Origin of the sequence: Burkholderia sp. JKS000303 (assembly GCF_002563755.1) — a bacterium.
Classification (GTDB): Bacteria; Pseudomonadota; Gammaproteobacteria; order Burkholderiales; family Burkholderiaceae; genus Burkholderia; species Burkholderia anthina_B.
In genome coordinates this window covers 3,084,862-3,106,768 of the sequence record NZ_PDBZ01000001.1, presented here as the reverse complement: position 1 = coordinate 3,106,768, position 21,907 = coordinate 3,084,862, and the positions used below count along the sequence as shown (strand labels likewise).

Annotated in this window: 25 protein-coding genes; 6 read left to right on the top strand and 19 right to left on the bottom strand. The window is 66.2% G+C overall.

The genetic code is table 11. The annotated features are described in order from the left end of the window. Positions 1 to 50 precede the first annotated feature (50 nt). From BX604_RS14940 to BX604_RS14920, 5 genes are all read right to left on the bottom strand, one after another. Entirely contained in the window at positions 51 to 911 is an 861-nt protein-coding gene (locus tag BX604_RS14940; RefSeq protein ID WP_098551469.1) for an isocitrate lyase/PEP mutase family protein, read from the bottom strand. A gap of 131 nt (positions 912 to 1,042) precedes the next feature. Continuing rightward, complete coding sequence (locus BX604_RS14935; RefSeq protein WP_098551468.1) at positions 1,043 to 2,710, bottom strand: ankyrin repeat domain-containing protein; 1,668 nt, start codon at positions 2,708 to 2,710, stop codon at positions 1,043 to 1,045. Between the two features lie 212 nt (positions 2,711 to 2,922). Next, positions 2,923 to 3,348, bottom strand: coding sequence for a GNAT family N-acetyltransferase (locus BX604_RS14930; protein ID WP_098552886.1), 426 nt, complete (start codon positions 3,346 to 3,348; stop codon positions 2,923 to 2,925). 52 nt (positions 3,349 to 3,400) lie between these two features. Next, positions 3,401 to 4,261, bottom strand: coding sequence for a MurR/RpiR family transcriptional regulator (locus BX604_RS14925; RefSeq protein WP_098551467.1), 861 nt, complete (start codon positions 4,259 to 4,261; stop codon positions 3,401 to 3,403). Positions 4,262 to 4,316: 55 nt separating this feature from the next. Then, complete coding sequence (locus BX604_RS14920; protein WP_098551466.1) at positions 4,317 to 4,670, bottom strand: YgiW/YdeI family stress tolerance OB fold protein; 354 nt, start codon at positions 4,668 to 4,670, stop codon at positions 4,317 to 4,319. A gap of 225 nt (positions 4,671 to 4,895) precedes the next feature. Here BX604_RS14920 and BX604_RS14915 point away from each other — a divergent pair, with 225 nt between their 5' ends. From BX604_RS14915 to BX604_RS14895, 5 genes are all read left to right on the top strand, one after another. After that, positions 4,896 to 5,558 (top strand): response regulator, encoded by a 663-nt coding sequence (locus BX604_RS14915; RefSeq protein WP_098552885.1) that lies wholly within the window; start codon positions 4,896 to 4,898, stop codon positions 5,556 to 5,558. After that, a complete protein-coding gene (locus BX604_RS14910) occupies positions 5,555 to 6,925 on the top strand; it encodes an ATP-binding protein (protein WP_098551465.1) in 1,371 nt (456 codons plus the stop codon). The genes BX604_RS14915 and BX604_RS14910 overlap by 4 nt, the downstream gene beginning before the upstream one ends. A gap of 254 nt (positions 6,926 to 7,179) precedes the next feature. Continuing rightward, positions 7,180 to 7,626: a MarR family winged helix-turn-helix transcriptional regulator gene (locus BX604_RS14905; RefSeq protein WP_098551464.1), complete on the top strand. Its 447-nt coding sequence runs from the start codon at positions 7,180 to 7,182 to the stop codon at positions 7,624 to 7,626. Positions 7,627 to 7,652: 26 nt separating this feature from the next. Then, positions 7,653 to 8,021 carry an antibiotic biosynthesis monooxygenase family protein gene (locus BX604_RS14900; RefSeq protein ID WP_098551463.1) on the top strand — a complete coding sequence of 123 codons (369 nt, stop codon included), beginning with the start codon at positions 7,653 to 7,655 and terminating at the stop codon, positions 8,019 to 8,021. Between the two features lie 554 nt (positions 8,022 to 8,575). Further along, on the top strand, positions 8,576 to 8,776 hold the full coding sequence (locus BX604_RS14895) for a hypothetical protein (protein WP_098551462.1): 201 nt from the start codon (positions 8,576 to 8,578) through the stop codon (positions 8,774 to 8,776). A 308-nt stretch (positions 8,777 to 9,084) separates the two neighbouring features. Here the strand turns inward: BX604_RS14895 and blaPEN-bcc are convergent, their stop codons facing one another. Next, positions 9,085 to 9,984, bottom strand: coding sequence for a PEN family class A beta-lactamase, Bcc-type (gene blaPEN-bcc / locus BX604_RS14885; RefSeq protein WP_098551460.1), 900 nt, complete (start codon positions 9,982 to 9,984; stop codon positions 9,085 to 9,087). A gap of 116 nt (positions 9,985 to 10,100) precedes the next feature. On the opposite strand from blaPEN-bcc, the gene penR reads away from it, so the two are divergent. Beyond that, a complete protein-coding gene (penR, locus tag BX604_RS14880; protein ID WP_098551459.1) occupies positions 10,101 to 10,997 on the top strand; it encodes a beta-lactamase transcriptional regulator PenR in 897 nt (298 codons plus the stop codon). A 193-nt stretch (positions 10,998 to 11,190) separates the two neighbouring features. Here the strand turns inward: penR and BX604_RS14875 are convergent, their stop codons facing one another. The 13 genes from BX604_RS14875 to BX604_RS14820 all read right to left on the bottom strand — a co-directional run bounded on the left by BX604_RS14875 (position 11,191) and on the right by BX604_RS14820 (position 21,907). After that, the gene (locus tag BX604_RS14875) at positions 11,191 to 11,400 is read right to left on the bottom strand and encodes a hypothetical protein (RefSeq protein WP_098552884.1); all 210 of its coding nucleotides are present in this window, start codon (positions 11,398 to 11,400) and stop codon (positions 11,191 to 11,193) included. 35 nt (positions 11,401 to 11,435) lie between these two features. Next, positions 11,436 to 12,254 (bottom strand): patatin-like phospholipase family protein, encoded by an 819-nt coding sequence (locus tag BX604_RS14870; RefSeq protein ID WP_098551458.1) that lies wholly within the window; start codon positions 12,252 to 12,254, stop codon positions 11,436 to 11,438. Between the two features lie 58 nt (positions 12,255 to 12,312). Then, entirely contained in the window at positions 12,313 to 12,921 is a 609-nt protein-coding gene (locus tag BX604_RS38390; protein ID WP_143748042.1) for a hypothetical protein, read from the bottom strand. Between the two features lie 95 nt (positions 12,922 to 13,016). Continuing rightward, the gene (locus BX604_RS14865; protein ID WP_098551457.1) at positions 13,017 to 13,481 is read right to left on the bottom strand and encodes a hypothetical protein; all 465 of its coding nucleotides are present in this window, start codon (positions 13,479 to 13,481) and stop codon (positions 13,017 to 13,019) included. 43 nt (positions 13,482 to 13,524) lie between these two features. Further along, a complete protein-coding gene (locus BX604_RS14860) occupies positions 13,525 to 13,803 on the bottom strand; it encodes a hypothetical protein (RefSeq protein ID WP_098551456.1) in 279 nt (92 codons plus the stop codon). Continuing rightward, positions 13,800 to 14,165, bottom strand: coding sequence for an HNH endonuclease (locus BX604_RS14855; RefSeq protein WP_098551455.1), 366 nt, complete (start codon positions 14,163 to 14,165; stop codon positions 13,800 to 13,802). Before BX604_RS14855 ends, BX604_RS14860 begins: the two co-directional genes overlap by 4 nt. Before the next feature lie 69 nt (positions 14,166 to 14,234). Next, positions 14,235 to 14,885, bottom strand: coding sequence for a glycoside hydrolase family 19 protein (locus BX604_RS14850; protein WP_098551454.1), 651 nt, complete (start codon positions 14,883 to 14,885; stop codon positions 14,235 to 14,237). Next, entirely contained in the window at positions 14,876 to 15,253 is a 378-nt protein-coding gene (locus BX604_RS14845) for a hypothetical protein (protein ID WP_098551453.1), read from the bottom strand. The genes BX604_RS14850 and BX604_RS14845 overlap by 10 nt, the downstream gene beginning before the upstream one ends. Next, positions 15,250 to 15,438 (bottom strand): hypothetical protein, encoded by a 189-nt coding sequence (locus BX604_RS14840; protein WP_098551452.1) that lies wholly within the window; start codon positions 15,436 to 15,438, stop codon positions 15,250 to 15,252. The genes BX604_RS14845 and BX604_RS14840 overlap by 4 nt, the downstream gene beginning before the upstream one ends. A gap of 73 nt (positions 15,439 to 15,511) precedes the next feature. Then, positions 15,512 to 16,891 carry a hypothetical protein gene (locus BX604_RS14835; protein WP_098551451.1) on the bottom strand — a complete coding sequence of 460 codons (1,380 nt, stop codon included), beginning with the start codon at positions 16,889 to 16,891 and terminating at the stop codon, positions 15,512 to 15,514. A gap of 1 nt (position 16,892) precedes the next feature. Then, positions 16,893 to 18,230 carry a hypothetical protein gene (locus BX604_RS14830; RefSeq protein ID WP_143748041.1) on the bottom strand — a complete coding sequence of 446 codons (1,338 nt, stop codon included), beginning with the start codon at positions 18,228 to 18,230 and terminating at the stop codon, positions 16,893 to 16,895. A 72-nt stretch (positions 18,231 to 18,302) separates the two neighbouring features. Next, entirely contained in the window at positions 18,303 to 21,485 is a 3,183-nt protein-coding gene (locus tag BX604_RS14825) for a phage tail protein (protein WP_098551449.1), read from the bottom strand. Continuing rightward, positions 21,485 to 21,907 (bottom strand): NlpC/P60 family protein, encoded by a 423-nt coding sequence (locus BX604_RS14820; RefSeq protein WP_098549013.1) that lies wholly within the window; start codon positions 21,905 to 21,907, stop codon positions 21,485 to 21,487. Before BX604_RS14820 ends, BX604_RS14825 begins: the two co-directional genes overlap by 1 nt.

The following is a 21,907-nucleotide window of genomic DNA, read 5'->3' as shown; positions in this document are numbered from 1 at the left end:
ACTGTCAATTCGTTTTCAACGTGAAAACGTTCCCTCGTTTTATCGAATGCTCATTGCGCAAACGAAACGCGGGAATTGTCCGGCGCGGCAAACCAGCGATCGAGGTCGCGCCCCGGCACCGCCGCCTGCGCGAACGTGAACGTGCCGTCGCGCGCCATTTCCGTCGCCCCGCGCAGGAACGCGCCGAGCGCGGCACGGGCGAGCGCGCCGCCGACGCTGATGCGCTTCACGCCGAGCGCCGCGAGCGCATCGCGGCTCAACAACCCGCCTTGCAGCCCCATCACGACGTTGACGGGCGCGTTCACCGCACGCGTGACTGCCGCGATGTCGTCGGGATCGGTCAGGCCCGGCGCGTACAGCACGTCGGCGCCCGCGTCGCGATACGCGACCAGCCGCGCGATCGTATCGGCCAGATCACGCCGGCCATGCAGGTAGTTTTCGCAGCGCGCGGTCAGCGTGAACGGGAACGGTAATGCGTGCGCCGCCGCGACGGCCGCGGCGATCCGCTCGACCGCCGCGTCGTGCGGATAGATCGGCGCATCGGTGCGGCCGGTCGCGTCCTCGATCGAGCCGCCGACCGCACCGGCTTGCGCGGCGAGCCGGATCGTGTCGGCCACCGTCTCGGGCGCGTCGCCGAAGCCGTTCTCCAGATCGGCGCTCACCGGCAGGCCGCCCGCCGCCGCGATCTCGGCGATGTGCGCAAGCATCGCGTCGCGGCCGATCGCGTTGTCGGGCAGCCCTTTCGAATACGCGAAGCCGGCGCTCGTCGTGGCGAGCGCTTCAAAGCCGGCCATCGCGAGCAGCCGGGCAGTGCCGGCGTCCCACGGGTTCGGGATGATGAATGCGCCGGGGCGGGCGTGCAGTGCGCGGAAAGCTTCGGCGTGGCGGGCTTGAAGGTCGGAGCGGGTCATCACGGACTCCCGAATGAGGTTGACGGGTCAGCTTACGCGTATCGTGCACGCAACGTTTCAGCATCAGCCGAAGTGTCGCTGCGTCATATGCGATGCGCCGCAGGCACTGCCCGCACCCGCTCGCTACGCCATCAGCTCGATACGGGCTCTGGCCCGTCGAGACCCAGCAGCACGTCCGCCACCTCGTCGGAGAACCGCATCGTCCGGCCGTCGATCAGCACCGCTTCCGGATTCGACGGATCACGCGCCGCGCGCGGCACGCCGTGTGTGCGCAGCACGCGAGCGCAGGCTTCCCAGTCGGCGTCGCCGACGCCGCCCGGCTCGTTGACCGACGCCCACGACAGCGTACCGAGTGCGTCGCTCCCGAAGCCGTGCACGTCGCGCCAGCTTGCGCCGTGTTCGAGCAGGAACGTCAGCAACGCCGCGTCGCCGCGGAACACCGCGTGATTGAGCGCGCTCGCGTCCCAGTCGCCGCCGCGCGCGGCGATCGGCCAGCCCAGTTCGACCATGACCTTCACCGCATCGACCGAACCCCACGCGGCCGCGTCCGGCAGCAAGCGCAGCCGGTCTTCCGGCAGTGCCCGCGGAAGCGCCGGATGCCGGGCCTGGATGCGCCGTGCGTCGGCGGCATCGCCGCGCGCGCAAGCCGCGACGAACGCGTCTGCCGCGTCCAGCGGCTCGTCGGCGCCGGTCGCGCGCAACGCCGCCGCGACGTCGGACAGCCCCGTCTGCATCGCGAGCCGATACGCGCTGACGCCCGCGGCGGTCCGCGCGCGCGGATCGGCGCCGGCCGCCAGCAACGCGGCGACGTGGCGGGCCGAGCAACGCACGGCGATCGCGCGCAACAACGGCGCGCCCCACGCCTGCGTCGGCCCTGCGCCGGCCGGCTCGTTCGGATCGCCGCCATGCGCGAGCAGCAGTTCGAGCGCGTCGGCATCGGGCACGTCCAGCGCGCGCCGCAGCGCGTTCGTCCCGCTCACCCGCGCGCCCTGCTCGAGCAGCACGCGCGTGCACGCCGGATTCTCCAGCGAGTGATACAGCGATTCGCCGTCGTTCGGATCGGCGCCGGCTTCCAGCAGCATCGCCGTCAGAACCGGATCGCGAATGACGCCGGCGGCGCCGTAAAGCGCCGACAGCGGGCCCGAGTCGTCAGGCGCGGCCAGCGACGCCGGCGGAAAGCGGTTGCCGATCCGCTGGTTCGGGTCGGCGCCGGCATCGAGCAGATGGCGCGCGCAGGCACGCAACTTCGCGGCGAACTCAGGGATCAGGCCAAGCCGCGAATGCGTGACCGCGACGAGCGGCGGCAGATTCAACACGCCGCCCGCCCGCGCGACCCATCCAGGGTCGGCGGCCGTGGCCCGCATCACCGCGTCGAGATCGCCGGCCGCACAGGCGACGGTCGGCTCGTCGCCGACGAGGCCCGGCTGCTCGCGCAGCAGTTGCGCGGCGACGCGCGGCCGGCCCGCATCGACGCTGCCGGTCACGTCGCCGCCATAGGCAAGGCCGAGCCAGCGGCGAATCAGCTGCGACCGCTCGTGCCGCGCGAGCGCCTGCGTTTCGACGAACACGCCGAGATCGGCCCACGACGCAAAACCGTATTCGCGCGCGATGCAGGACTGCGCATCGTGCAGCCGCAGGTCGAGCCCGACGACGTCGTCGAGCGTGCGGTGCGCGGCGGCGGGAAGCGAGCGGACGAAGCGCGCGAGCGCATCCGGGTCGCGCTGCCGGTACAGGCGCAACAATGCCTTGGCCTGCTTTTTCAGATGATCGGGATGGGCCTTGAGAGGCAGCTTGTTCATGCGGATCCTCGTGCAGAAATGGCCGAAGGTCCGCAATACCGCCAGCACAAAGGACAGGGGAAAGACTGGAGTGGCTGCGACAGGTGGGTTCAACCCTTTCCGCGGACCCGGAAGCGACCTGCATCGCATGACCGGTATGCTAGGCGAGCGCCGCCCGGCTCGTCAACCGCCGCACCGCGCGTGGACGGCGATGCCCCGCGCACGCAACGCCCTCAGCGCACGAGTCGCTTCGTCAGGAAAATGCGCGTATGCCCGGCCGGATAATCCGGCAATTCGCCGAAGCGGACATAACCGCGTTTCTCGTAGAACGGCCGCGCCTGGAAATCGAACGTGTCGAGCCACGCGCCATGACAGCCGCGCGCGACGGCTTCCGCTTCGGCGAGATCCATGATGCGCGTGCCGGCACCCTGCCCGCGCGCCGCCTCGGGCACCACCAGCAGATCGACGTGCAGCCAGCCGAAGGCCGTGCCGCCCCACAGGCCGCCCACCACCGCGCCGTCGGCATCGGTCGCGAGCACGGCCAGCGGCCGGAATGCGTTCGGGCCGACCTGGCTTTCGTTGAACCGGACGAGCGGCGCCGCGATCTGCTTGCGCACGTCCGCATCGCCGGCGTCGGTCACTTCGTATTCGAGCGTCATCGGTTGCATCGGGAGGAATCGGGAAAACCGGAGATCGAAGCCGCGGGTGCGGTCATACGACGTACGCACCCTTCGCATGCAGCTCGGCTTCGGTGCGCTCGAGCGCCGCGATCGCATCGCTGCCTTCGAGCGCCAGCAACTGCGCGACCAGCGCCTCGGCCATCGCGTGCGCGGCGACCAGCGACGGAAAGAACGACGGGCTGTCGTGCGTGAAGATCAGTTGCGCGTCCGCATGCAGCGCGATCGGCGACACCGCGCTGTCGGTGATCGCGACGATCTTGCTGCCCTGCGCCTTCGCGGCCTGCGCGACGCGCGTCGCTTCCGCCGAATACGGCGCGAAGCTGACGATCACGGTCACGCTGTGCTTCGCGATCGTGCGCAGCTCCATCTCGAGCGAGCCGGCGACGCCGTTGAGCAGCGACACGGTCGGCCGGAACAGCCGGTAGCCGTACACGAATCCGAACGCGACCGGATAGCACGACCGGAACCCCGCGACGTGCACGTGCGACGCCTTGCGGATCAGCTTCGCGGCGTCCACGAGCGTGTGCTCGTTCTGCGCGGCGGTGGCCGCGAGATTGTGCTGCTGCGCGGCGAGCAGGTCGTGCGCGAGCGACGCCTTCGCGTCGGGGCGTACCAGCGAACGCGCACGCTGCGTGAGCGGCTCCGGGCGCGTACGCACGCGCGCGACGCACAGGTCGCGCAGCTCGTTCCAGCCGGGGAACCCGAATTGCTGCGCAAGCCGCACGAGCGATGCAGGCTGTACCTGCGCGCGCTGCGCGACCTTGCGCATCGACGAAGTGGCGACTTCGTCGGGATGATCGAGCAGAAATGCAGCACCCGCCTGGAATTGCGGGCTCAGTTCGGAAAATTGCGCCCGGATCCGGGACGCGAGTTCGTCAAAAGTGGCGGCCATCTTGGTGGGAACGGGAACCGGTCGCTCATGGTATCACCGGCCCCGCGCGCACCGGTCAGCGCAGCACTTCGACGTGGTCGGCGTCGACCTTCACGCGGCCCGACCACTTGCGCTCGAATTCGCCGGTCACCTTCACTTCGCTCTTGTCGCTGACGGGCTGGCCGGCGGCCCACAGCTTGTCGTCGATCTCGACGCGGATCGTGCCGGTCGCATCGGCGAACTCGTAATCCTCGCCGCCGACGCGCTTGACGATACGCCCCTGCAACTGCACGTGCTGGTCGTCCTTGCCGTTCGCGAGCAGCTCCTTCACGGTGGTGGTCGTCAGCGCGGACGGCCCGGTGTATTGCGCGTAGACGGCGGCGGGCAGCACGGCGAGCGCGACGGTCAGGATGCGGGCCAGGTGTTTCATGATTGGATTCCCCTTCTTCGATATGGCGCCGCGCCTCGATGAACGCGACGGCCAGAGATTACGGACCGTAAGATTAAGCAAACCTGAAGGCGATGCAGAAGCGACACGGTGCCGCATTGGACGAGTACGAAATGCGGCCGGCAGCCGGCCTTTAAGCTGGGGCTAAGACACCTGCGCTTATCATGGGAACCCCGGGCGCTCGCGCCCATGAAGAGACACGAATCCATGCGCGTACTGCTCGTCGAGGACGATCCGCTGATCGGCAGCGGGCTCGAACAGGGCCTCCGACAAGAGGGCTTCGCGGTCGACTGGGTGAAGGACGGCGACGCCGCGTCGCTGGCGCTGCGCTCGACCGGCTACGGCCTGCTGCTGCTCGACCTCGGGCTGCCGAACCGCGACGGCCTGTCGGTGCTCGCGTCGCTGCGCCGCCGCGACGAAACGCTGCCCGCCATCATCATCACCGCGCGCGACGGCGTGCCCGACCGCATCGCCGGCCTCGACAGCGGCGCCGACGACTACCTCGTCAAGCCGTTCGTGCTCGAGGAACTGCTCGCCCGCATTCGCGCGGTCAACCGCCGTCATGCCGGGCGCGCGCAGACGACGCTCGCGATCGGCCCGCTCCGGCTCGATCCGATCAAGCACCTGGTGTGGCTCAACGACGACGAAGTCACGCTGTCGCCGAAGGAATTCGTGTTGCTGCACGAACTGATGCGCGACCCGGGCGCGGTGATCTCGCGCGAGCAGTTCGAGGAGCGGCTCTATAGCTGGGGCGAGGAAATCGAGAGCAACGCGGTGCAGGTGCATATCCACAACCTGCGCAAGAAACTGGGCCACGACATGATCCGCACGGTGCGCGGCGTCGGCTACCGGATCGGTGACGGCACATGACGCGGCTGCAGCAGGCGATCGCGCGCTGGCGCAGCGCGTCGCTGCGGCGGCGGCTGCTGATGTGGCTGCTGCCCGCGGCCTGCGTGATCGGGCTGGTCGCGAGCGCGGGCACCTACTGGGGCGCGCTGCGCGAGCTCGACGACCTGCTCGACGACCAGATGCGCAGCATGTCGAAGCAGATCGTCGTCGGCCCGAACGGCGAGCTGTCGTTCCGCAATGGTGGCGACGGCAAGCACGATTTCGAGGCGAGCGACCCCGACGCGGTGCTGCTGCAGGTGTGGCGCAACGGCACGCTCGTCTATTCGACCGATCGCGACTCGTCACTGCCGCCGCCCGCGCAGACGGGCATCGCGAGCGTCGACGTCGGCGGCCAGCCGTGGCGCACCTACGTCACCGAACGCGGCGGCACCACGATCCGGCTCGCGCAGGCGCGCCACGCACGCTGGGAAGCGATCGCGGGCATCGCCGTGCATCTGCTGTGGCCGGTGTTCTCGATGCTGCCCGTGCTCGCGATCGGTCTGTGGTTCGGCATCGGCGCGGGGCTGCGGCCGCTGCGCACGATCGCGGCCGGACTGAAGCGCAGGAATGCAAACAATCTCGAACCGGTCGACGTCGCGTCGATGCCGAACGAGGTCCGCCCGCTCGCGGAAGCGATCAACGACCTGCTCGCGCGGCTCGACCGCTCGTTCACGCTGCAGCGGCATTTCATCGCCGATGCCGCGCACGAGCTGCGCACGCCGATCATGGGGCTGTCGATCCAGTCGCAATTGCTGCGGCGCGCGGCGAGCCCCGACGAGCGCGAGCAGATCCTCGCGCAGATCCACGCCGGCACGACGCGCCTCGGCCACCTCGCCGAACAGTTGCTGACGCTCGCGCGCCTCGAGCCCGACGTGCAGGCCTCCGCGTCTGCCCCCGTCGATCTCGCCGCGCTGTGCCGGTCCGTGGTCTCCGATCGCGCGCGCGTCGCCGACGCGCACCGCATCGATCTCGGCGCGATCGTATCGTCTCCGGTAATGGCCGCGGGCAATCCGGACACGCTGCGCGTGCTGCTGAACAACCTCGTCGACAACGCGATCCGCTACGCGGGCGACGGTGCGCGCGTCGACGTGTCCGCACGCATCGACGGCGCGACGCCGGTGCTCGAAGTCGCCGACGACGGCCCCGGCATCCCCGAGGCCGAGCGCACCGATGTGTGGGAGCGCTTCTATCGCGGCGAACGCGCGCAGACGGCCACGTCGTCGGGCAGCGGGCTCGGGCTGTCGATCGTCAAGCGGATCGCCGAACAGCATCGCGCGACGGTCGCGCTCGGCACGACGCAAGGCGGGCGCGGCCTGACCGTGACGGTGCGGTTCCCCGTGCCGGCCTGACGCGCGGCTTGTCCACAGATTGTGTTGGCAAGCTTGTGGACAACCCGCCGCTAACGACGACAAGCCATTGATCGGAAAGGGTTTGGCAGTCGTGCGCAGCGAATGCGCCAGCCCGCCTCACATCGCGGCACACGTCGACGCGACAATCGCCCGCCTCCCCCGTACTTCCATCCGTCACCGGCCCCATACTGTCCAACTTGACAACCAGTTGTCTATTTCGTAAACTGGTTGTCAATTTATCCCGCGTATTCGCCATGACGAAACCCGCCAAGTTGACCGCCGTCGCGCTGTCCGTCTTCCGGCTGAACGGCCTGCTGATCGAATGGGGCAACACGTTTGCCGCGCCGCACGGCCTGACCAGCGCGCGCTGGCAAGTGCTGGGCGCCATCTCGATGACGCCCGACGCGCCGAACATCCCGCAGATCGCCGCCGCCATGGGCATCACCCGGCAGGCGGTGTTGAAGCAGATCAACGTGCTGGTGGAAGAAGGCCTGGTGCAGCCGCTGCCGAACCCGACGCACAAGCGCTCGCCGCTGTATTCGCTGACACCGCGCGGCGCTGCCGCATATCAGGCCGTGGTCGAGCAATGGCAGCAGCATGTGCGCGACATCTCCGGCGAATTCAGTTCGGCCGATCTGGATGCGGCGATCCGCGTGCTGTCGGCGATGTCCAGCGCGCATGCGCCGGACGGACAAGCGTGATCGACCCTTTCCCCACAGGAGCTTCCATGTCCCACTTCAAACCGATGGACCCGAATTTTCCGATCCAGCAGCAGCTCGGCATCGACGCGCAACCCGTCGTGCTCGTCAACGTCTTCACGCTCGATCCGGCAGACGAAGCGGACTTCCTCGCCGTGTGGCAGGACGACGCCGCGTTCATGAAACGGCAGCCGGGATTCATGTCGACCCAACTGCATCGCGCGCTCGGCGACAGTCCGACCTACTTCAACTACGCGATCTGGGAATCGACCGACGCGTTTCGCGCCGCGTTCACGCATCCCGAGTTCGCCGCGAAACTCTCGGCCTATCCGTCGTCGGCCGTCGCGAGCCCGCACCTGTTCCAGAAGGTCGCGGTCGCCGGTATCTGTACTGCGTGAGCGCACGCCGCGCGTTGCATCCGGTGTCATGCCGGCCGATCGCGCATCCGGACTTCTCCACAGAAAATGTTGGCAAGCTTGTGGATATCCTGCGCACCGCGGCGCTAAGCCCTTGATCCGATGGACTTTGGCACGGGTGATGCAGACGCGGCGCGTGCAGGGCTGTCATACGCGCCGCTTCGCCGCACTTCGCGTCACGATGCCACGCCGGCACCGCGGCGACGCATGATTCGACCGCCGCAATACTTACCCACAGATTGTGTTGGCAAGCTTGTGGATATCGTGCGCACGCATGCGCTAACCCGTTGATCGGCCTACGATTCATGCGCGGCGTCACAGTTTCGGCAGTGCGCGGCCACCGCGCGCGCAAACGGACGATCCGGCGCAGCAGCGACGCACTGCCCGCACGCTGCCCGTGCCTTGACGCCTCTGCATCCCGCGCGTCAAGATCACGCGAGCCGCGCACGGCCCAGCGTCACCGGCCGCGCGCGTCTGCACAACGGGCCGGCCGTTCCGCCGGCGCCGCACAACGACACATCATTCCGAGGCAGACCATGGAACACTTCACCGCGTGGCAGTTGCTCGTTTCTCTCGTGCTCGTCGCCATCGTCATCTATCCGTACGTGCGCATCGTTCGGCGTACCGGACATTCGGGCTGGTGGATCCTGACGATGTTCGTCCCGATCCTCAACTTCATCATGCTGTGGGTGTTCGCGTTCGCGCGCTGGCCCAACGTCGACGATCGGCAGAGCTGAACGTCTTGCGGGCAACGGCGCAGGCTTGTCCACAATTTTTGTTGGCAAGCTTGTGGATAGCCTGCGCATACCGTGCCCAAGCGCTTGATCCGAAAGACTTTGTCGGCGCCGCCTCGAACCGGGCACGCAGGTTCGTGCGGCGCCTGCCGCGTGTGCTCGCAGGCTTGTCCACAATTTTTGTTGGCAAGGATGTGGATATCCTGAGCATGCGTGACCTAAGTCGTTGATCGCACAACGTTTCGATGGGCCGGTCACGATAGCGGCACGGCGTGCATCGAGCGCTCGCTCACGCACGCCACGCCGCCCGCTCAGCCGAACGTCGCGACCGCGATGCGCGCCGCCGCGGCGATCACGTCGTCCTTCGCCTTCGCATCGGCGCGCGTCTGCGTGTAGTACACCACCAGCACGATCGGCGCGCCGGACGGCGGCCACATCACCCCCGCATCGTTGGTCGTCCCGTAGTCGCCCGTGCCGGTCTTGTCGGCCACCTGCCAGCCGGTCGGCACGCCCGCCCGAATCCGCTTGTCGCCGACCTTGTTGCCGCGCAGCCATGCGACGAGTTGCGCACGCTGCACGCCAGGCAGCGCATCGCCGAGCGTGAGCACATGCACGCTCGCGGCCATCGCGGCCGGCGTCGTCGTGTCGCGCAGGTCGCCCGGCAACGCGGTATTCAGTTCGGTCTCCCAGCGATCGAGCCGGAAGGTGTCGTCGCCGATCGAGCGCGCATACGCCGTCACCGCCGACGGCCCGCCGATCATCTTCATCAACAGGTTCGCAGCCGAGTTGTCGCTGTATTGAATCGCCGCCTCGCACAGCGCCGCGACCGTCATGCCGGTGCCGACATGCTTGCTCGACACCGGCGAATAGTTGACGAGATCGCCCTGCCCGTACGTCACGCGCTGCTGCAGCAGCCCCGGACGCTCGACGCTTTGCGCGAGCACCGCCGCACTGAGCATCGTCTTGAACGTGCTGCAGAACGGGAAGCGCTCGTCGGCGCGATACTGCGCGCGCCGGCCGCTCGCGGCGTCGATCGCGCACACGCCGAGACGGCCGCCCGCCGCGCGTTCGAGCGCGGCGAACGACGTCGCCGACGCAATGCCCTGCGCGGCGGCAGCGGGCGGCGACGACGCGCACGCGGTGACGGTCAGGACGAGCGGCGCCGTCGCCGCGGCCAGCAACAGGGTTCGACGTTGCGATGAGTAGGTCATGTCAGGTCTCTCGTGGTGGAATGGATGCAAAACGGCCGGCCGGCGAGACAGCACTATCGTGACTTTACGGTTGCCTGACAAGCAACGATAATTGAGCGCTGACAAAAGAATTTCTTATGACCAAGCTCCGCCCTCATCTTCCGCTGAATGCATTGCGCGCGTTCGAATCGTCGGCGCGCCACCTGAACTTCACGCGCGCCGGCCTCGAGCTGAGCGTGACCCAGGCCGCGGTCAGCCAGCAGGTACGCTCGCTCGAGGAGCGGCTGGGCTGTACGCTGTTCACGCGTCTGCCGCGCGGCCTCGGGCTGACCGACGAAGGGCGCGCGCTGCTGCCGGTGCTCAGCGACGCGTTCAGCCGGATCGAGACCGTGCTCAAGCAGTTCGAGGGCGGACGCTTCCACGAGGTGCTGACGCTGGGCGCGGTCGGCACCTTTGCCATAGGCTGGCTAATGCCACGACTGAAACGGTTCGGCGAGACGCACCCGTTCGTCGAGCTGCGGCTGCGGACCAACAACAACGTCGTCGACCTCGCGGCCGAAGGGCTCGATTTCGCGATCCGCTTCGGCGAGGGCAACTGGCCCGCGACGCGCAACGAGCGTCTGCTCGACGCGCCGCTCACCGCGCTGTGTGCGCCGGAAATCGCGCGGCGTCTCGCGCAGCCGGCCGATCTCGCGAACGAAACGCTGCTGCGCTCGTACCGAACCGACGAATGGCTCGGCTGGTTCGACGCCGCCCAGCTCGAACCATGGTCGGTCAACGGGCCCGTGTTCGATTCGTCGCGGCTGATGGTCGAGGCCGCGATGCAAGGCGCGGGCATCGCGCTCGCACCGGCCTGCATGTTCACGCGCGAACTGCAGCTCGGCCTGCTCGCGCGTCCGCTCGACATCGACGTGCGCGCGGGCGGCTACTGGCTCACCTCGCTGAAGTCGAAGCCGCTCACGCCCGCGATGACGCTGTTTCGCGACTGGATCACGGCGGAAGCGGCCGAGGGCAACGCGACGCCGGCCGAATGACCGGCGCCGCTTGTCCACCGAGCTTGTCCACAGAAAATATAGACGCGAAAAAGGCGATATTTTCTTATAAAAATCATAGCCTTACCACGATTTTCAAGGGCATTTTTCGGCCCTCGAAATGCACAAAGGCACCCTATAAAAATCAACTACTTACGGCGCAGTTTTTGACGCAAGTTGAGATGTCTACTCCATCTCAGGGATGCTTGGGTGGCCGTTCCGTCAAACTCGCCCGCCAGTCTCCGGAAAACTGGAACGTCGGCGCGGGTTTCGCTTCAGCAAACCAGAAATTAGTGAATGGCGCAACGTCCGGAGTCATGTACCATCGCGCCTCACCGTTCTCATCTATCGCCCACCAGCGCGCATTCTTCGGGGCTTTCTTCCAGTCGATCTCAGGCTTGTCCATGCCTACCTCCATCGTGACGATGAAAGTTTAGGCAATCAACTCGTTCCCGTCAGTGCAATCTGGAGCGCGGTCGCCGTTTCTCGATAGCCGTCGTCGTACAGACGCTCACGCGTCGCGACCGCCATGTGACGGTCCAGCGTCGACGCATACGACGTGTCGATGAATACCATTTTGGCCCCAGCTGCCTGCGCGGCAGTCACATGCGCAGACTCACATGCGCTCAGCATCAAGTCGATATCGCGCATTGCGAGGCCAGTGAAGGTCAGAGTTCCGTTCGGCGTGAGCTTGAGATCATTACTCACAAGCTGGATGCCGACGCGCGGAACATCGTCAACCGTCAGCGAGTCAGCAGCGATGTTGGAGACCATCCCGCCGTCCTGAAGCAGCATGCCCTGGTATCGCACCGGTTCGTAGATGAAGGGAATCGACGCCGATGCGCGCACCGCCAGCGCCACCGGAACATCTGCAGCGTTCGCCTTGGAAAAAGTGAAGCGGGCGTTGTTCGTCAGGTCTGAGGTAACCGCTGCGAAATCAATCGCCAGATCTCTGAACTTCTTGCCACCCGTATGCTCGTTGATGAAATCGAGCAACCTCGACCCGCTGCATAGCCCCATGCGGAAGATCGACAGCGGGTTGAACGACATCATTCCAGACCAATCATATGTGAGCGAAAGCGCCTTCATGTCAGCGAGCGACATGCCGCAAGCGTAGAGCGCACCCACGATGCTGCCCGCTGAAGTCCCATAGATCTGAATCGGAGCAAAGCCAGCATCGACAATTGCCTGTAGCGCGCCGATATGCGCAGGAATGCGAAATCCAGCTCCTGAAAATGCAACTCGCAATGGCTTTGACATGCAAACTCTCCAGGCAATAAAAAACCCCGCCGAAGCGGGGTTTTTTTGGTGACGTTGGCTACTTGACGAGGGCGCGTCCAGGCGACCACCCGGCTTTGAGCCGAGAAAATATCAATCCGGCAGGAACACCCGTCTTTTTTGACCATTGCGCAATGGTCATGCGAATTCCACCGCATTCGACAATGCGGCTTGAGCGGCGGTTGTTTGCCTGCTCGGTAGGCGTTGCCCATCGACAATTTCCAGGCTCATAGTCGCCGTCGTTGTCTATTCGATCAATCGTCGTGCCGCTCGGCGGTTCGCCCATATCCGTGAGGAAATTCTCGAAGCTGCTCCAGCGGTCACAGACCTTTATGCCTCGACCTCCGTAGCTGGGATACTTGTGATCGGTATCGCACATGCAGCGGCCGCGCATATGGGTCCACGCTTTGTACGCTCGATCTGATTTTCGCGACCGGCCATGTGTGGTCGATTTGACAGTCGAATGCACGCGCCGGAAACATCCGCACGATTTCGTGTTGCCGCGCTTCACGTTCGCGACGTATGCGATGGTTTCATTTCCGCAATCGCACAGGTATACCGCGCGCCGCTTCTTTGGCTCCGAAGGAGCCTCGCGCAAATAGGTGAGAAAGTAGAAACGCTGCCCTGGGATATACTGAGTCGCAGCCATCGTTCGCTCCTTGAAGCGGATGGTGGTTAGGAAGCCCCGCGCGTGTTGCTGCACGCCGGGGCTTCTGCAATTTTACGAGACCGAAATGTGCATTGCTACTGGATCGCGCTCCCCGCGAGCGGCGTCGATGCGGCCGCCGGCACCCCAGCCGCGGTGATGATCTGGTCGATGAGCGCCTGGACCATCGGGCCGAACGTCTGGAGGCCGAGCAGAATCGCAGGCTGGTTCGGGAGTGCGGGGATGGCTTGCACGATGCCGATGGCCGCCGGCAGCAGCGTGTCGTGGAAGGCCTTCAGATCGGTCACGTTCAACTGCGCGCCGGCTTTGCAGATGGCCTGATTCACCGGCAGAATCCCCGGCTTTGTCGGGTCGCCTGGAACGCCGGAAATGGTCTCCCGTTGATCGACATTCAGCAGCGGCGACGTTGCGAGGATCGCCAGATCGCCGTTCACGATCGTGCAGCCGGTCTGGAACTGCTGTTGAACGGTCGGGAGGGAATTGCAGGCAACGATAGCGATGGACGCGACGATGCCTGCTGCAAGCAGCATGAGATTCTTCATGACGATTTCCTTCGGGAGTTGTGCCGCAAGCGCGGCGGGTTGGTTACTGCTGAACTGGTGCTGCCGGCGCAACGGGCGGCATCGGCGGCGGCGCTTCGCGCACCGGTGGCAACGTGTCCGGCGTAGCGCTGAGCGGCGCGGCCGCGCGCCGATAACCGCCCCACTCGTTGATTCCGTGCCAGCCGACCACCACGCCGATCAGCGCCTTGATCACGTCGATCAGCGTGTCGTCGCGGATGCCGAGTTTGATCAGCACCGCCCAGAGGATCAGCAGGAAGCCGACGTACACCGCCTTCGCGACGCCTTCGAGATTGAGGTTCATGACGCCTCCGTTTCGGCCAGCGGCCGGTGGGTGATCTTGTCGTTCCAGCACGCGGTGTCCGCGACCACGTCGACGTTGAAGCTGCGGAAGTTGCCGAGGTGGCCGAACAGGAGGTGGCAGTTCGCGCCGCCGTGATTCGCCTCGCATAACGTCACGAGGTTGGTCGGCTCGAGCTCCAACTCCGGGTGGAGATGGAACGGCCGGATGTGATGCACCTCGAGCTTTTCCGTGCCGCCGCACATCGCGCACTCCGGATGAAGTTCGAGGTGTTTACGCCGCGCCGCCGGCCACTGGCCCGAGCGCTTCGCGCCGAGCGGGTGCTTGCCCTTCGCCGCGTCGATGAGGTGCTTGATGATCGTCATGGCCGTAAACGAAAAAAGCCGCCCGGAGGCGGCAAATTGCGAACTTGCGAAATTTCGCAAGGTGACGTTTCAGACGAGCCCGAGCGCAGCGCGCGCCGCCTTGTACAGCGCGTCGCGGTGCTCCTTACCTTCCATCGCCTTGTTGATCCGGCGCGTGATCGAATCGAACGACTGCGCGTCGGCGAGCGTGTTGCAGCCGTTCGCGAACCAGAACCAGGCGGCTGCGAGCGCGGCGGTTGCCGGGTCGGTGCGCACCAGGTCTGGATTTCCCAGCGCGTCGATCCCACACGCGGTGCCGAACGCCTCGAAGTTGTCGTGGAACGTGAGCTGGAGCATCCCGGAACCCCGATACTTCCAACCGTCGCCGCTCGCCGCATCGCCGTTGCCCATCTGGCCGGCGTAGACGATGCTCGCGATCTTCTGCTGCGTGGCGGCCTGCAGTGCCGGCGCGCCCGGCTGCCGCCCGAGCGTCGCGGCGAGCGCCGGCGTCATTCGGCGGAAGGTCGCACGCAGCCCTGCAACGCTGTAGTTGAACGACTCGGAGAACTGCGACAGGCCGGTCGACTCGTGACCGATCTGCGCGAGAAACGCCGCGACGCGCAGCTTCGACGCGCTGATCGAGAAGCGATCGCACGCGGCCTGTACCGGCCCGAGCATCGCGGCCGCGCGCGCCGGCGTCGCGCCGCAGCCGCACGCGATGAGATTGGCGGTCAGTTGCATTGCGGCCCCCCGACGATCTTGCACGGGATGTCTGCGTCTTCGTCATAGCCGTACACCGCGCACAGCCGGTGGTAGCCGTCGGCGACGATGACGCGCGCGCCGACGCGCACGAGCAGGATCGGCGACAGCGGTTTGCCGTCGCGGATCTTCGTGCGGTTCTTCTCGACGTGGCTGTTGCTGACGCCGAGCAGCGCGAGGCCGGACGCGCGAAAGATGTCCTTCGCCTTGAACGAGCGCATCGGCGCGCCGCGCAGTCGGCACGCGAGCGCGCGCGCGACGCTTCGGGAGAAGAGCAGCGACAGGTAAGACTGCGCGGCAGGATAGTCGTGGTGCTCCGGGTGGCCGAGCCATCGAATTTCATGGTTCATGACGGGGTCCCCTTGCGCCGCTTCAGCAGCTTGTCGCGCACGAGCACGTATGCACTCAACACGCTATAGACCGTGGTCGCAGCGAGCGCGATATTCGCCATCGTGACGCTGGAAATGGCGTGACCGATCGAGAGAAAAATCCACGCGAAGATCGCCTTCAGCGTTTCTTGCCAGTGGCTGCTCATTCGATACCCCGTAATGAAAAAGGCGCCCGAAGGCGCCTGTGAGTTTTTTCATAGCGAACGCTGCTGGTCTACGTCATGTTCCAACGTACATCGAGAAAATCGTGGTCGCGGCCGTGTACCCAGTGGACGTCAAAGACCCGTGCCCGACGTGCGTCGGTGTGAGGTAGGTGTTGCGGGCTTCCGAGTAAAGCGTTTCCCAGATATTGCCGTCGGGAGAAACCTCGTAGTACCAGTTCGTGCCGTTGTCCCGGATGCGGATATAGAAGAAGTCGCTCGGCGCGCCGAAGGTGCCAAGCGTCGCCGCCACGGTGCCGGCGGCGGACCAGTTCTGGATAACGAGGCGCGGGCCGCTGTTGTTGTAGTACTCGAAGAATTTCCACTTTCCGGAGCCGCTGTCGTACAGCACGGGACCGCCGCCCTGCGTGCTGATGGCGGTCGGCTGCGTATTGAACCGGAACTCAGCGCGGTACGGCGCGCCCGGCACCGCCACGCCGACGCCGGCCAGCGTCGCGGCCGTGGCGTTGGTGAACTGCACGCCCCACGCCTGTTGAGCCTGCGTCACCGTAGCGGAGGCCGGATTCAGCACCGTGAGGCCGGTGAGTACCGGCACCGTGTCGGCAGGCCCCATCGTTGTCAACGAAAAATTAGCGACGCCGGAGCCGCCGGACGCCGCAGATAGACGACCTGACGGGCGCAGCAGCGTCGTGGCCGCCACCACGGTCGACCCGGCCTGCTGCGACGCCAGCGGCGCGCCGGTCAGCGAGAGGATAGCCTCCGTGCCGCCGTCGGTCACGGCCATGGTCCCGGTGCCGGACAGGTTCTTCGTGGTCAGCGTCGGGCTCGTGCTGGTCGCGTCGAGGACCGGCGCCCCGGCGCCCTCGTTCGAGCCGGTCTGGACCGTGCCGCCCGCGCCGCTAATGGTGATCGACGTGGCCCCGGGGGTGATCCCGATGACGCCGCTGCTGAGCAGCGACTTAAGCACCGCCTGCGACAGCGTCGAGTTCGTCGCGTCGTACACGCCAACGCCGGTCGCGCCCTCGTTGGCGATGCTCTGCACGGCGCCGCCGACGGCCGAGGGCTGGTAGCTCCGGTAGTCCAGGTAGCTCGAGAACGTCGTCGCGCCGCTCGGCACCACAACCGAGTACAGCGGAACCTTGCCGGTCGGGAAACCCGTCGTGTTGATGCCGACGGCGCCCGTCCCAGGGTCGGCGAAGATGTAGTTCGTCGCGTTGGCCGTCAGCGTCACCGTGCCGTTGGCGATCGCCGTCGGCGAACTCGCGCCGATGGGCCAGTAGCTGCCGCCGAAGTAGCCCCACGTGAGGCCGGAGCACGCCGACGCCTGGCGTCCCCACAGCATCGCCGGGCTGGCCGCATCGAACAGCGCGTTGAGCACCGCCTCCTTCGTGGCACTCGTCGTCGTGACGAGGTCGAGGATGGAACTGCTGCCGGCCATGTCACACCCCCGCGTAGAAGGAGAAGAAGCAGGCCGCGGTCGCGATGCCGTTCGCGTTGACGAACAGCCCGATCTGGTTCGGGTTGGCGAGGAACGCGGTGCGGGAGAACGACGCCAGGTTGGTCCAGAGGACGCCGTCCGGGCTAATGTCCCAGTACATGGTGGTCCCGTTGTCGCGGACGCGAATCCAGTTCGGCGGGATGATGACGGTCAGGGCGTTGTACTGCCACCCACTGTACGAGGTAGGGCTGTTGTAGTTCTTAACGCCGACGTACCCGGCACCCGTGCCCTGGCTATGCAGGCCAAAGCACATGACCTTGCCCGTGCCGCTGTCACGGATCGCGATGCCAGCGCCGTTGAAGTTCGTCAGCAGCGGCATCACCTTCAGGCGCACGACGCACTGGAACGGCGTGGATGGGTAGGCCGACATGTACGCGGCCGCGACGTACTCGCTGCTCTGCGACGTTTCCGAAAGCTGCGCGCCCCACGCCTGTTGCGTCAGTGTGGCGCTGGCGAAGTTCACGGTGTTCGGAAAGAGCGATGTCTGCGGCGGCGTATCCGGCGTACCGTAGGGGGAGTTGACCGTCACCTGCGCAACGCCGGTGCTGGGTTGCGTAACTGCGAACCCTGCCGCGAAGTTGACTGTTGTGGCCGACGCCACGACGGTGCTCCCGGCCTGCTGCACTGCCGGCCCTGCGGTGGCCGCAGCGGACGCGCCGAGCGCGATGCCCGAGGTGCCGTTGTCCGTGACGGTGACGCCGGTGCTGGCCACGAGCGTCTTGTACTTCAGCGTGGCGGCCGTGGAGTTGGCGGCGTCGAAGACACCGACGCCCGAGCCCTCGTTCGCGCCGCCCGTCACGGTGCCAGAGGTTCCGGAGGCGCCGATGGTGATCGTGCCATTGCCGTTGTCGACGACCGAAATGCCCGTACCTGCCACGAGGCTCTTCAGCTTCACCGCGCCGCCAGTCGAGCCGGTATCGTAGATGCCGACGCCAGTACCCTCGTTGGCCACGCTCTGCAGCTGGCCGCCGGTGATGGACGGCTGGTAGCTGCGGTAATCGAGGTAGCTCGTGACGCCGGTCGTGCCAGTGACGATGGAATACAGAGGCACGAGCCCTGCGGTAAAGCCGGTCGTATTCGACGTCACGGCGCCCGTGGACGGGTTGGCCATGAGGTAGTTCGTGGTGCTCGCAGTGAGCGTCACCGTGCCGTTGGCGACGGAGTTTGCCGTGCCAGCGTTGTTCACGAACGTCCCGCCGAAGTAGCCCCACGTCAGGCCGTTGGTGGTGCTCGCGCGGCGCCCCCAGATCATCGACGGACTCGCGGCGTCGAAAAGCATGTTCGCAAGCATCTCCTTAAATGCCTGCGCTGTCGCAATGAGATCGAGGTTGGAAGTCGAGTTGGCCACTGCTTACCTCACGATGGTGGTGGTGGACAGGTCGCCAAGCAGACCTTGGTCGCTGTTCTGCGCCACCTTGATGGTGATCGTCTGGCCCGAGCCCTTCACGCCGAAGCCGTCTGCCTGGATATTCGCGTCGGTATAGACCCATGTCGGGCTACCCTGCGCGGCTGACGGCTGAGCGTTCGTCGCAGTGAACGGGCCGCTGACGACAGTCGTGCGCTTGAGCGTTGTCCCCGCGTACACGTACACCTGATACGTCTCTGCACTCTCGTCGAGCGGCACGTCAGCGCCGTCGACCCACTGGTTATTCACGCGCGCCCGGCGGATCCAGTTCACCGTCACGTCGTTGAGACTGGACGACGAGCCGTACAGTGCGCGCAGCAGCGGAGGCGAGAACGGTTTGCAGCAACCGTTGGTCACCTGCTGCTGCGCGATCGGCGTCGGCTGCGCATAGAACATGTCGGCCAGCTGGTACTCGTAATAGAGCGTGTTGCCGAGGTCGGTTACCTGCAGCCCCTCGAGGTACAGCTTTGTCGGGTCGAGCAGCACGAACCGCTCGTCGGCCGCGTGAGCGTTCACGAAGGCTTCGGTGCCGTACAGACCGCGCAGCAGGCCGCTCAGCGTGTACTGATTGGCCGCGGTCAGCACGGCGTTCCGGAAGATCAGGATCTCGCCGCCGACGTAGGCGACGTTCGAGCCGCCGGCGAGCGCGGCCGTCATAGAGATCGAGCCCAGCGTCCCATTGTTCATGTTGACCACGATGGTGTTGCTCTCGTCGGGAATGCCGACGCTGGCCCACGCGCCGAGCGTTCCATAGACGATGCCCATCGTCGCGGCCGAGCGCATCGTCGTCAGCGACGAGTACGTCGAGCCGTCGCGGCTCACTTCGACCGCGATGCCGGGCCACGACGACGCCAGCCCGCAAGCCGCGAGATAGATGCCGGGTGCCGTGTCCTGGTTGCGCAGCGGAGGCACGTTGAGCGGCACGAGGATAGACGGACCGCTATACGGCAGCGTCTGCTTCGTGAACCCGGCCGACGCGCCGCCGCCGGCGACGAACTGCGACAGGTTCGGGTAGGTCTGCCCTTCGTACGCGGCCGTCCACGCGAGCATGCCCTTCCCGTCGTACTGGCATTTTTCGAGCCGACACTGGTACAGCGTGCCGTCTTGATCGGTCAACGTCCATACGTCCGTCGGCTCGTACACAAGGTACGACATCGTCGTCGAGAAGCTGAACTGCCGGCGGTTCATCCACGCGGTCCAGAGCATCGACTGAACGCGTGTCGCGGCTTCGCCGTCGGCCAGCACGATCGCGACCTGCGCGGCACTGTCGAGGTTCGATTGCGTCGTCGACCGGAACGCGCGCTGTGTCGCTTCGAGGTAGTCGGTGGAAGCGCCCTTGTAGGTCAGCGTGAACGACCGCGGCAACGTGTGCGTATCGTCGATCTGCTCCTGGATCGGGTCCGAATTCCCGCCACTGGCCACGCCGAGATCCGACCACGGGACCGTTACGGCCGGAGCGCCCCCCCGCTTCACGAATTTGATCTTCCCTTCGCTATCGACCGCGTCGAAGAAGTACAGCGCCATCAGATAGTCGAGCGCCGCGCGCCCGGACGCGTAGTTCGTGACCGCATACCCCAGCACCGTGTCGGTGAGCTGCGACACGTCGAACTGCGTCGGCAGGAGCCCCGCGCCCTGGCAAACGTCCGAGACGATCGCGCTCAGGGGCACGCCGTTGCCGAGGCCACCGACGGCGAAGTATCGCAGCGTGTACGGGTTGCCCCACTGTTGCGCGGTGCCCGTGCTGCTCCACATCACCAAGTTCTGGCTGATCGCCGTCATGGAGTACGGGTTCGTGTCGCCGATGCTCCCGAGCTGCGTGGTCGTGTTCTGGGACGGCCGGAACATGTACAGCAACTGGCCGGACCCGCCGGCATAGAGGAAGATGTGGTCGTCGTCGAGCACCGCCCCGGTGACGACGCTGACCGCGAGCGGCCACGTGGTCACGGTGGCGAGCGTGTTGCGGTCGAGCCGGTAGAGGTTGCCGTCGCCGCCCGCGGCGTAGACGTAGCTCGCCGTGCCGCCGATCACGTTGAACCCGTTCACGATGGAGACGCTGGTCGCCAGCACGACGCCGGCCGGCTGCGCCGTCTTGAACGCCGCTGGCATAGACGACCGCACCACCGGGCGCGACGCGCCGAGCGAGCTCGTGCCGGACGCGTAGAAGTCGGCGCCGTTGCGCCAGTAGCTGTTGAAAGACCCCGAGAAGAACCCGCTGGCGAACGTCGAGTACGTCGCGTCGACCATCACCCAGCGATTGTTGTTGATGTCGATGAAGCCCGGCACGTCGGACGTGCCCTTGAAGTCGCCGAGCGGGTTGTAGCCGAATGACGAACTGATTGATGGCAGCTGCGTAGACCCGTAGGCCGACATCTGCGCCTCGATCGCGCGCGAAGCACCGAACGGATTCTGTGCCACGCCCATCGCGATGCCGCCGCTGGCCGTGATATTCGGCATCTGCCACGCGCCGGCCGTGGACTGGCCATCGGTGAACGAATACGAAAAGCTCGACGCGATGCCAGCGACGCCGTTCATCACGGCGGCCGTCGTCACCTCGAACTCGAACTGCGGAATGACGTTGCCGTAGTTCAGCAGGTCCAGCGCCGAGAAGACCACGTAGGCCATGCCGCGGTGCGCCGGCACGTTGCCCGTACCGAGATACGACTGCATCGTCGCGTCGGGCATCTGGTTCTCGTCGCCGTTGTACACGGTGAAGCCGGAGATCATCTGTGCCGAGCCGGAAATGCTCTGGAAGTTCGCCGGGTTCGTGACGTCGTATACGAGCTTGCTGTTCGCCCAGATGCGCGTCACGCCCGTGATCGGCCCCCGGCACAGCGCGATGGCGAGCGGAATGATGGCCGCCTGCATCGGCGCCTTCTTCTTGTCCTCGGTGACCTGCGTCGCCGGGCCGGCCCAGATCACGGTCCCTGCGACGCGGTACCGGCCGTAGAGGCGCGGGATGAACTTGCCGTAGCCACCGCTCTGGATCTTCAGGTCGGGCAGTTCCGGCGGTTTCGGCTGGAACAACAGGCCGCCGATCATCGAGCCGAGCATGAACCCGGCCTGCGCACCTATCGGACCGCCGAAGAATCCGCCGACCGCGCCGCCGATGACGCCCAATGCGAGCTGCATTAGACGATCCCCCGGATGTGATATGCGCGCTCGAGGAAGCGGAGCATGTCGTCGGACAGGTCGTGCTCGACCACCTTGCGATTCGGCGCATGCGCATGGATCACCGACCGCGGTCCCGTAAGCAGCGCGATATGCGTGCTGTGGTTACCCCACCGAAACAGCATGACGTCCGCCGCGTCGGCCTCGTCGGCCCGGATCGGATCCATCAAGTCGTCAGCGAACTCGCGCATCATGTCGCCCTTCGGCCGGCGGTACGCGGTGTAGTCGAACTCGGTCAGGCCGAGCACGCGCGCGGTTTCGATGATCAGGCCCGCGCAGTCGACGCCGACGCCCTTCAACCGCCCCTGCATCTTGAACGGCGTGTCCATCCACGTCCGGGCCTCGGCCACGAACTGCTTCCGCGTGACGATGCGGTCATTCAT

What these genes read in the sequence shown, in the direction of transcription:
- BX604_RS14870 (WP_098551458.1), bottom strand. Translation starts at nt 12,254, where the DNA reads ATGTCAAAGCCATTGCGAGTTGCATTTTCAGGAGCTGGATTTCGCATT.
- BX604_RS14930 (WP_098552886.1), bottom strand. Translation starts at nt 3,348, where the DNA reads ATGACGCTCGAATACGAAGTGACCGACGCCGGCGATGCGGACGTGCGC.
- BX604_RS14910 (WP_098551465.1), top strand. Translation starts at nt 5,555, where the DNA reads ATGACGCGGCTGCAGCAGGCGATCGCGCGCTGGCGCAGCGCGTCGCTG.
- BX604_RS38390 (WP_143748042.1), bottom strand. Translation starts at nt 12,921, where the DNA reads ATGGCTGCGACTCAGTATATCCCAGGGCAGCGTTTCTACTTTCTCACC.
- BX604_RS14835 (WP_098551451.1), bottom strand. Translation starts at nt 16,891, where the DNA reads ATGGCCGGCAGCAGTTCCATCCTCGACCTCGTCACGACGACGAGTGCC.
- BX604_RS14850 (WP_098551454.1), bottom strand. Translation starts at nt 14,885, where the DNA reads ATGCAACTGACCGCCAATCTCATCGCGTGCGGCTGCGGCGCGACGCCG.
- BX604_RS14915 (WP_098552885.1), top strand. Translation starts at nt 4,896, where the DNA reads ATGCGCGTACTGCTCGTCGAGGACGATCCGCTGATCGGCAGCGGGCTC.
- BX604_RS14900 (WP_098551463.1), top strand. Translation starts at nt 7,653, where the DNA reads ATGTCCCACTTCAAACCGATGGACCCGAATTTTCCGATCCAGCAGCAG.
- BX604_RS14840 (WP_098551452.1), bottom strand. Translation starts at nt 15,438, where the DNA reads ATGAGCAGCCACTGGCAAGAAACGCTGAAGGCGATCTTCGCGTGGATT.
- BX604_RS14855 (WP_098551455.1), bottom strand. Translation starts at nt 14,165, where the DNA reads ATGACGATCATCAAGCACCTCATCGACGCGGCGAAGGGCAAGCACCCG.
- blaPEN-bcc (WP_098551460.1), bottom strand. Translation starts at nt 9,984, where the DNA reads ATGACCTACTCATCGCAACGTCGAACCCTGTTGCTGGCCGCGGCGACG.
- BX604_RS14895 (WP_098551462.1), top strand. Translation starts at nt 8,576, where the DNA reads ATGGAACACTTCACCGCGTGGCAGTTGCTCGTTTCTCTCGTGCTCGTC.
- BX604_RS14935 (WP_098551468.1), bottom strand. Translation starts at nt 2,710, where the DNA reads ATGAACAAGCTGCCTCTCAAGGCCCATCCCGATCATCTGAAAAAGCAG.
- BX604_RS14825 (WP_098551449.1), bottom strand. Translation starts at nt 21,485, where the DNA reads ATGCAGCTCGCATTGGGCGTCATCGGCGGCGCGGTCGGCGGATTCTTC.
- BX604_RS14905 (WP_098551464.1), top strand. Translation starts at nt 7,180, where the DNA reads ATGACGAAACCCGCCAAGTTGACCGCCGTCGCGCTGTCCGTCTTCCGG.
- BX604_RS14830 (WP_143748041.1), bottom strand. Translation starts at nt 18,230, where the DNA reads ATGCTTTTCGACGCCGCGAGTCCGTCGATGATCTGGGGGCGCCGCGCG.
- BX604_RS14820 (WP_098549013.1), bottom strand. Translation starts at nt 21,907, where the DNA reads ATGAATGACCGCATCGTCACGCGGAAGCAGTTCGTGGCCGAGGCCCGG.
- BX604_RS14845 (WP_098551453.1), bottom strand. Translation starts at nt 15,253, where the DNA reads ATGAACCATGAAATTCGATGGCTCGGCCACCCGGAGCACCACGACTAT.
- BX604_RS14860 (WP_098551456.1), bottom strand. Translation starts at nt 13,803, where the DNA reads ATGAACCTCAATCTCGAAGGCGTCGCGAAGGCGGTGTACGTCGGCTTC.
- BX604_RS14925 (WP_098551467.1), bottom strand. Translation starts at nt 4,261, where the DNA reads ATGGCCGCCACTTTTGACGAACTCGCGTCCCGGATCCGGGCGCAATTT.
- penR (WP_098551459.1), top strand. Translation starts at nt 10,101, where the DNA reads ATGACCAAGCTCCGCCCTCATCTTCCGCTGAATGCATTGCGCGCGTTC.
- BX604_RS14940 (WP_098551469.1), bottom strand. Translation starts at nt 911, where the DNA reads ATGACCCGCTCCGACCTTCAAGCCCGCCACGCCGAAGCTTTCCGCGCA.
- BX604_RS14865 (WP_098551457.1), bottom strand. Translation starts at nt 13,481, where the DNA reads ATGAAGAATCTCATGCTGCTTGCAGCAGGCATCGTCGCGTCCATCGCT.
- BX604_RS14920 (WP_098551466.1), bottom strand. Translation starts at nt 4,670, where the DNA reads ATGAAACACCTGGCCCGCATCCTGACCGTCGCGCTCGCCGTGCTGCCC.
- BX604_RS14875 (WP_098552884.1), bottom strand. Translation starts at nt 11,400, where the DNA reads ATGGACAAGCCTGAGATCGACTGGAAGAAAGCCCCGAAGAATGCGCGC.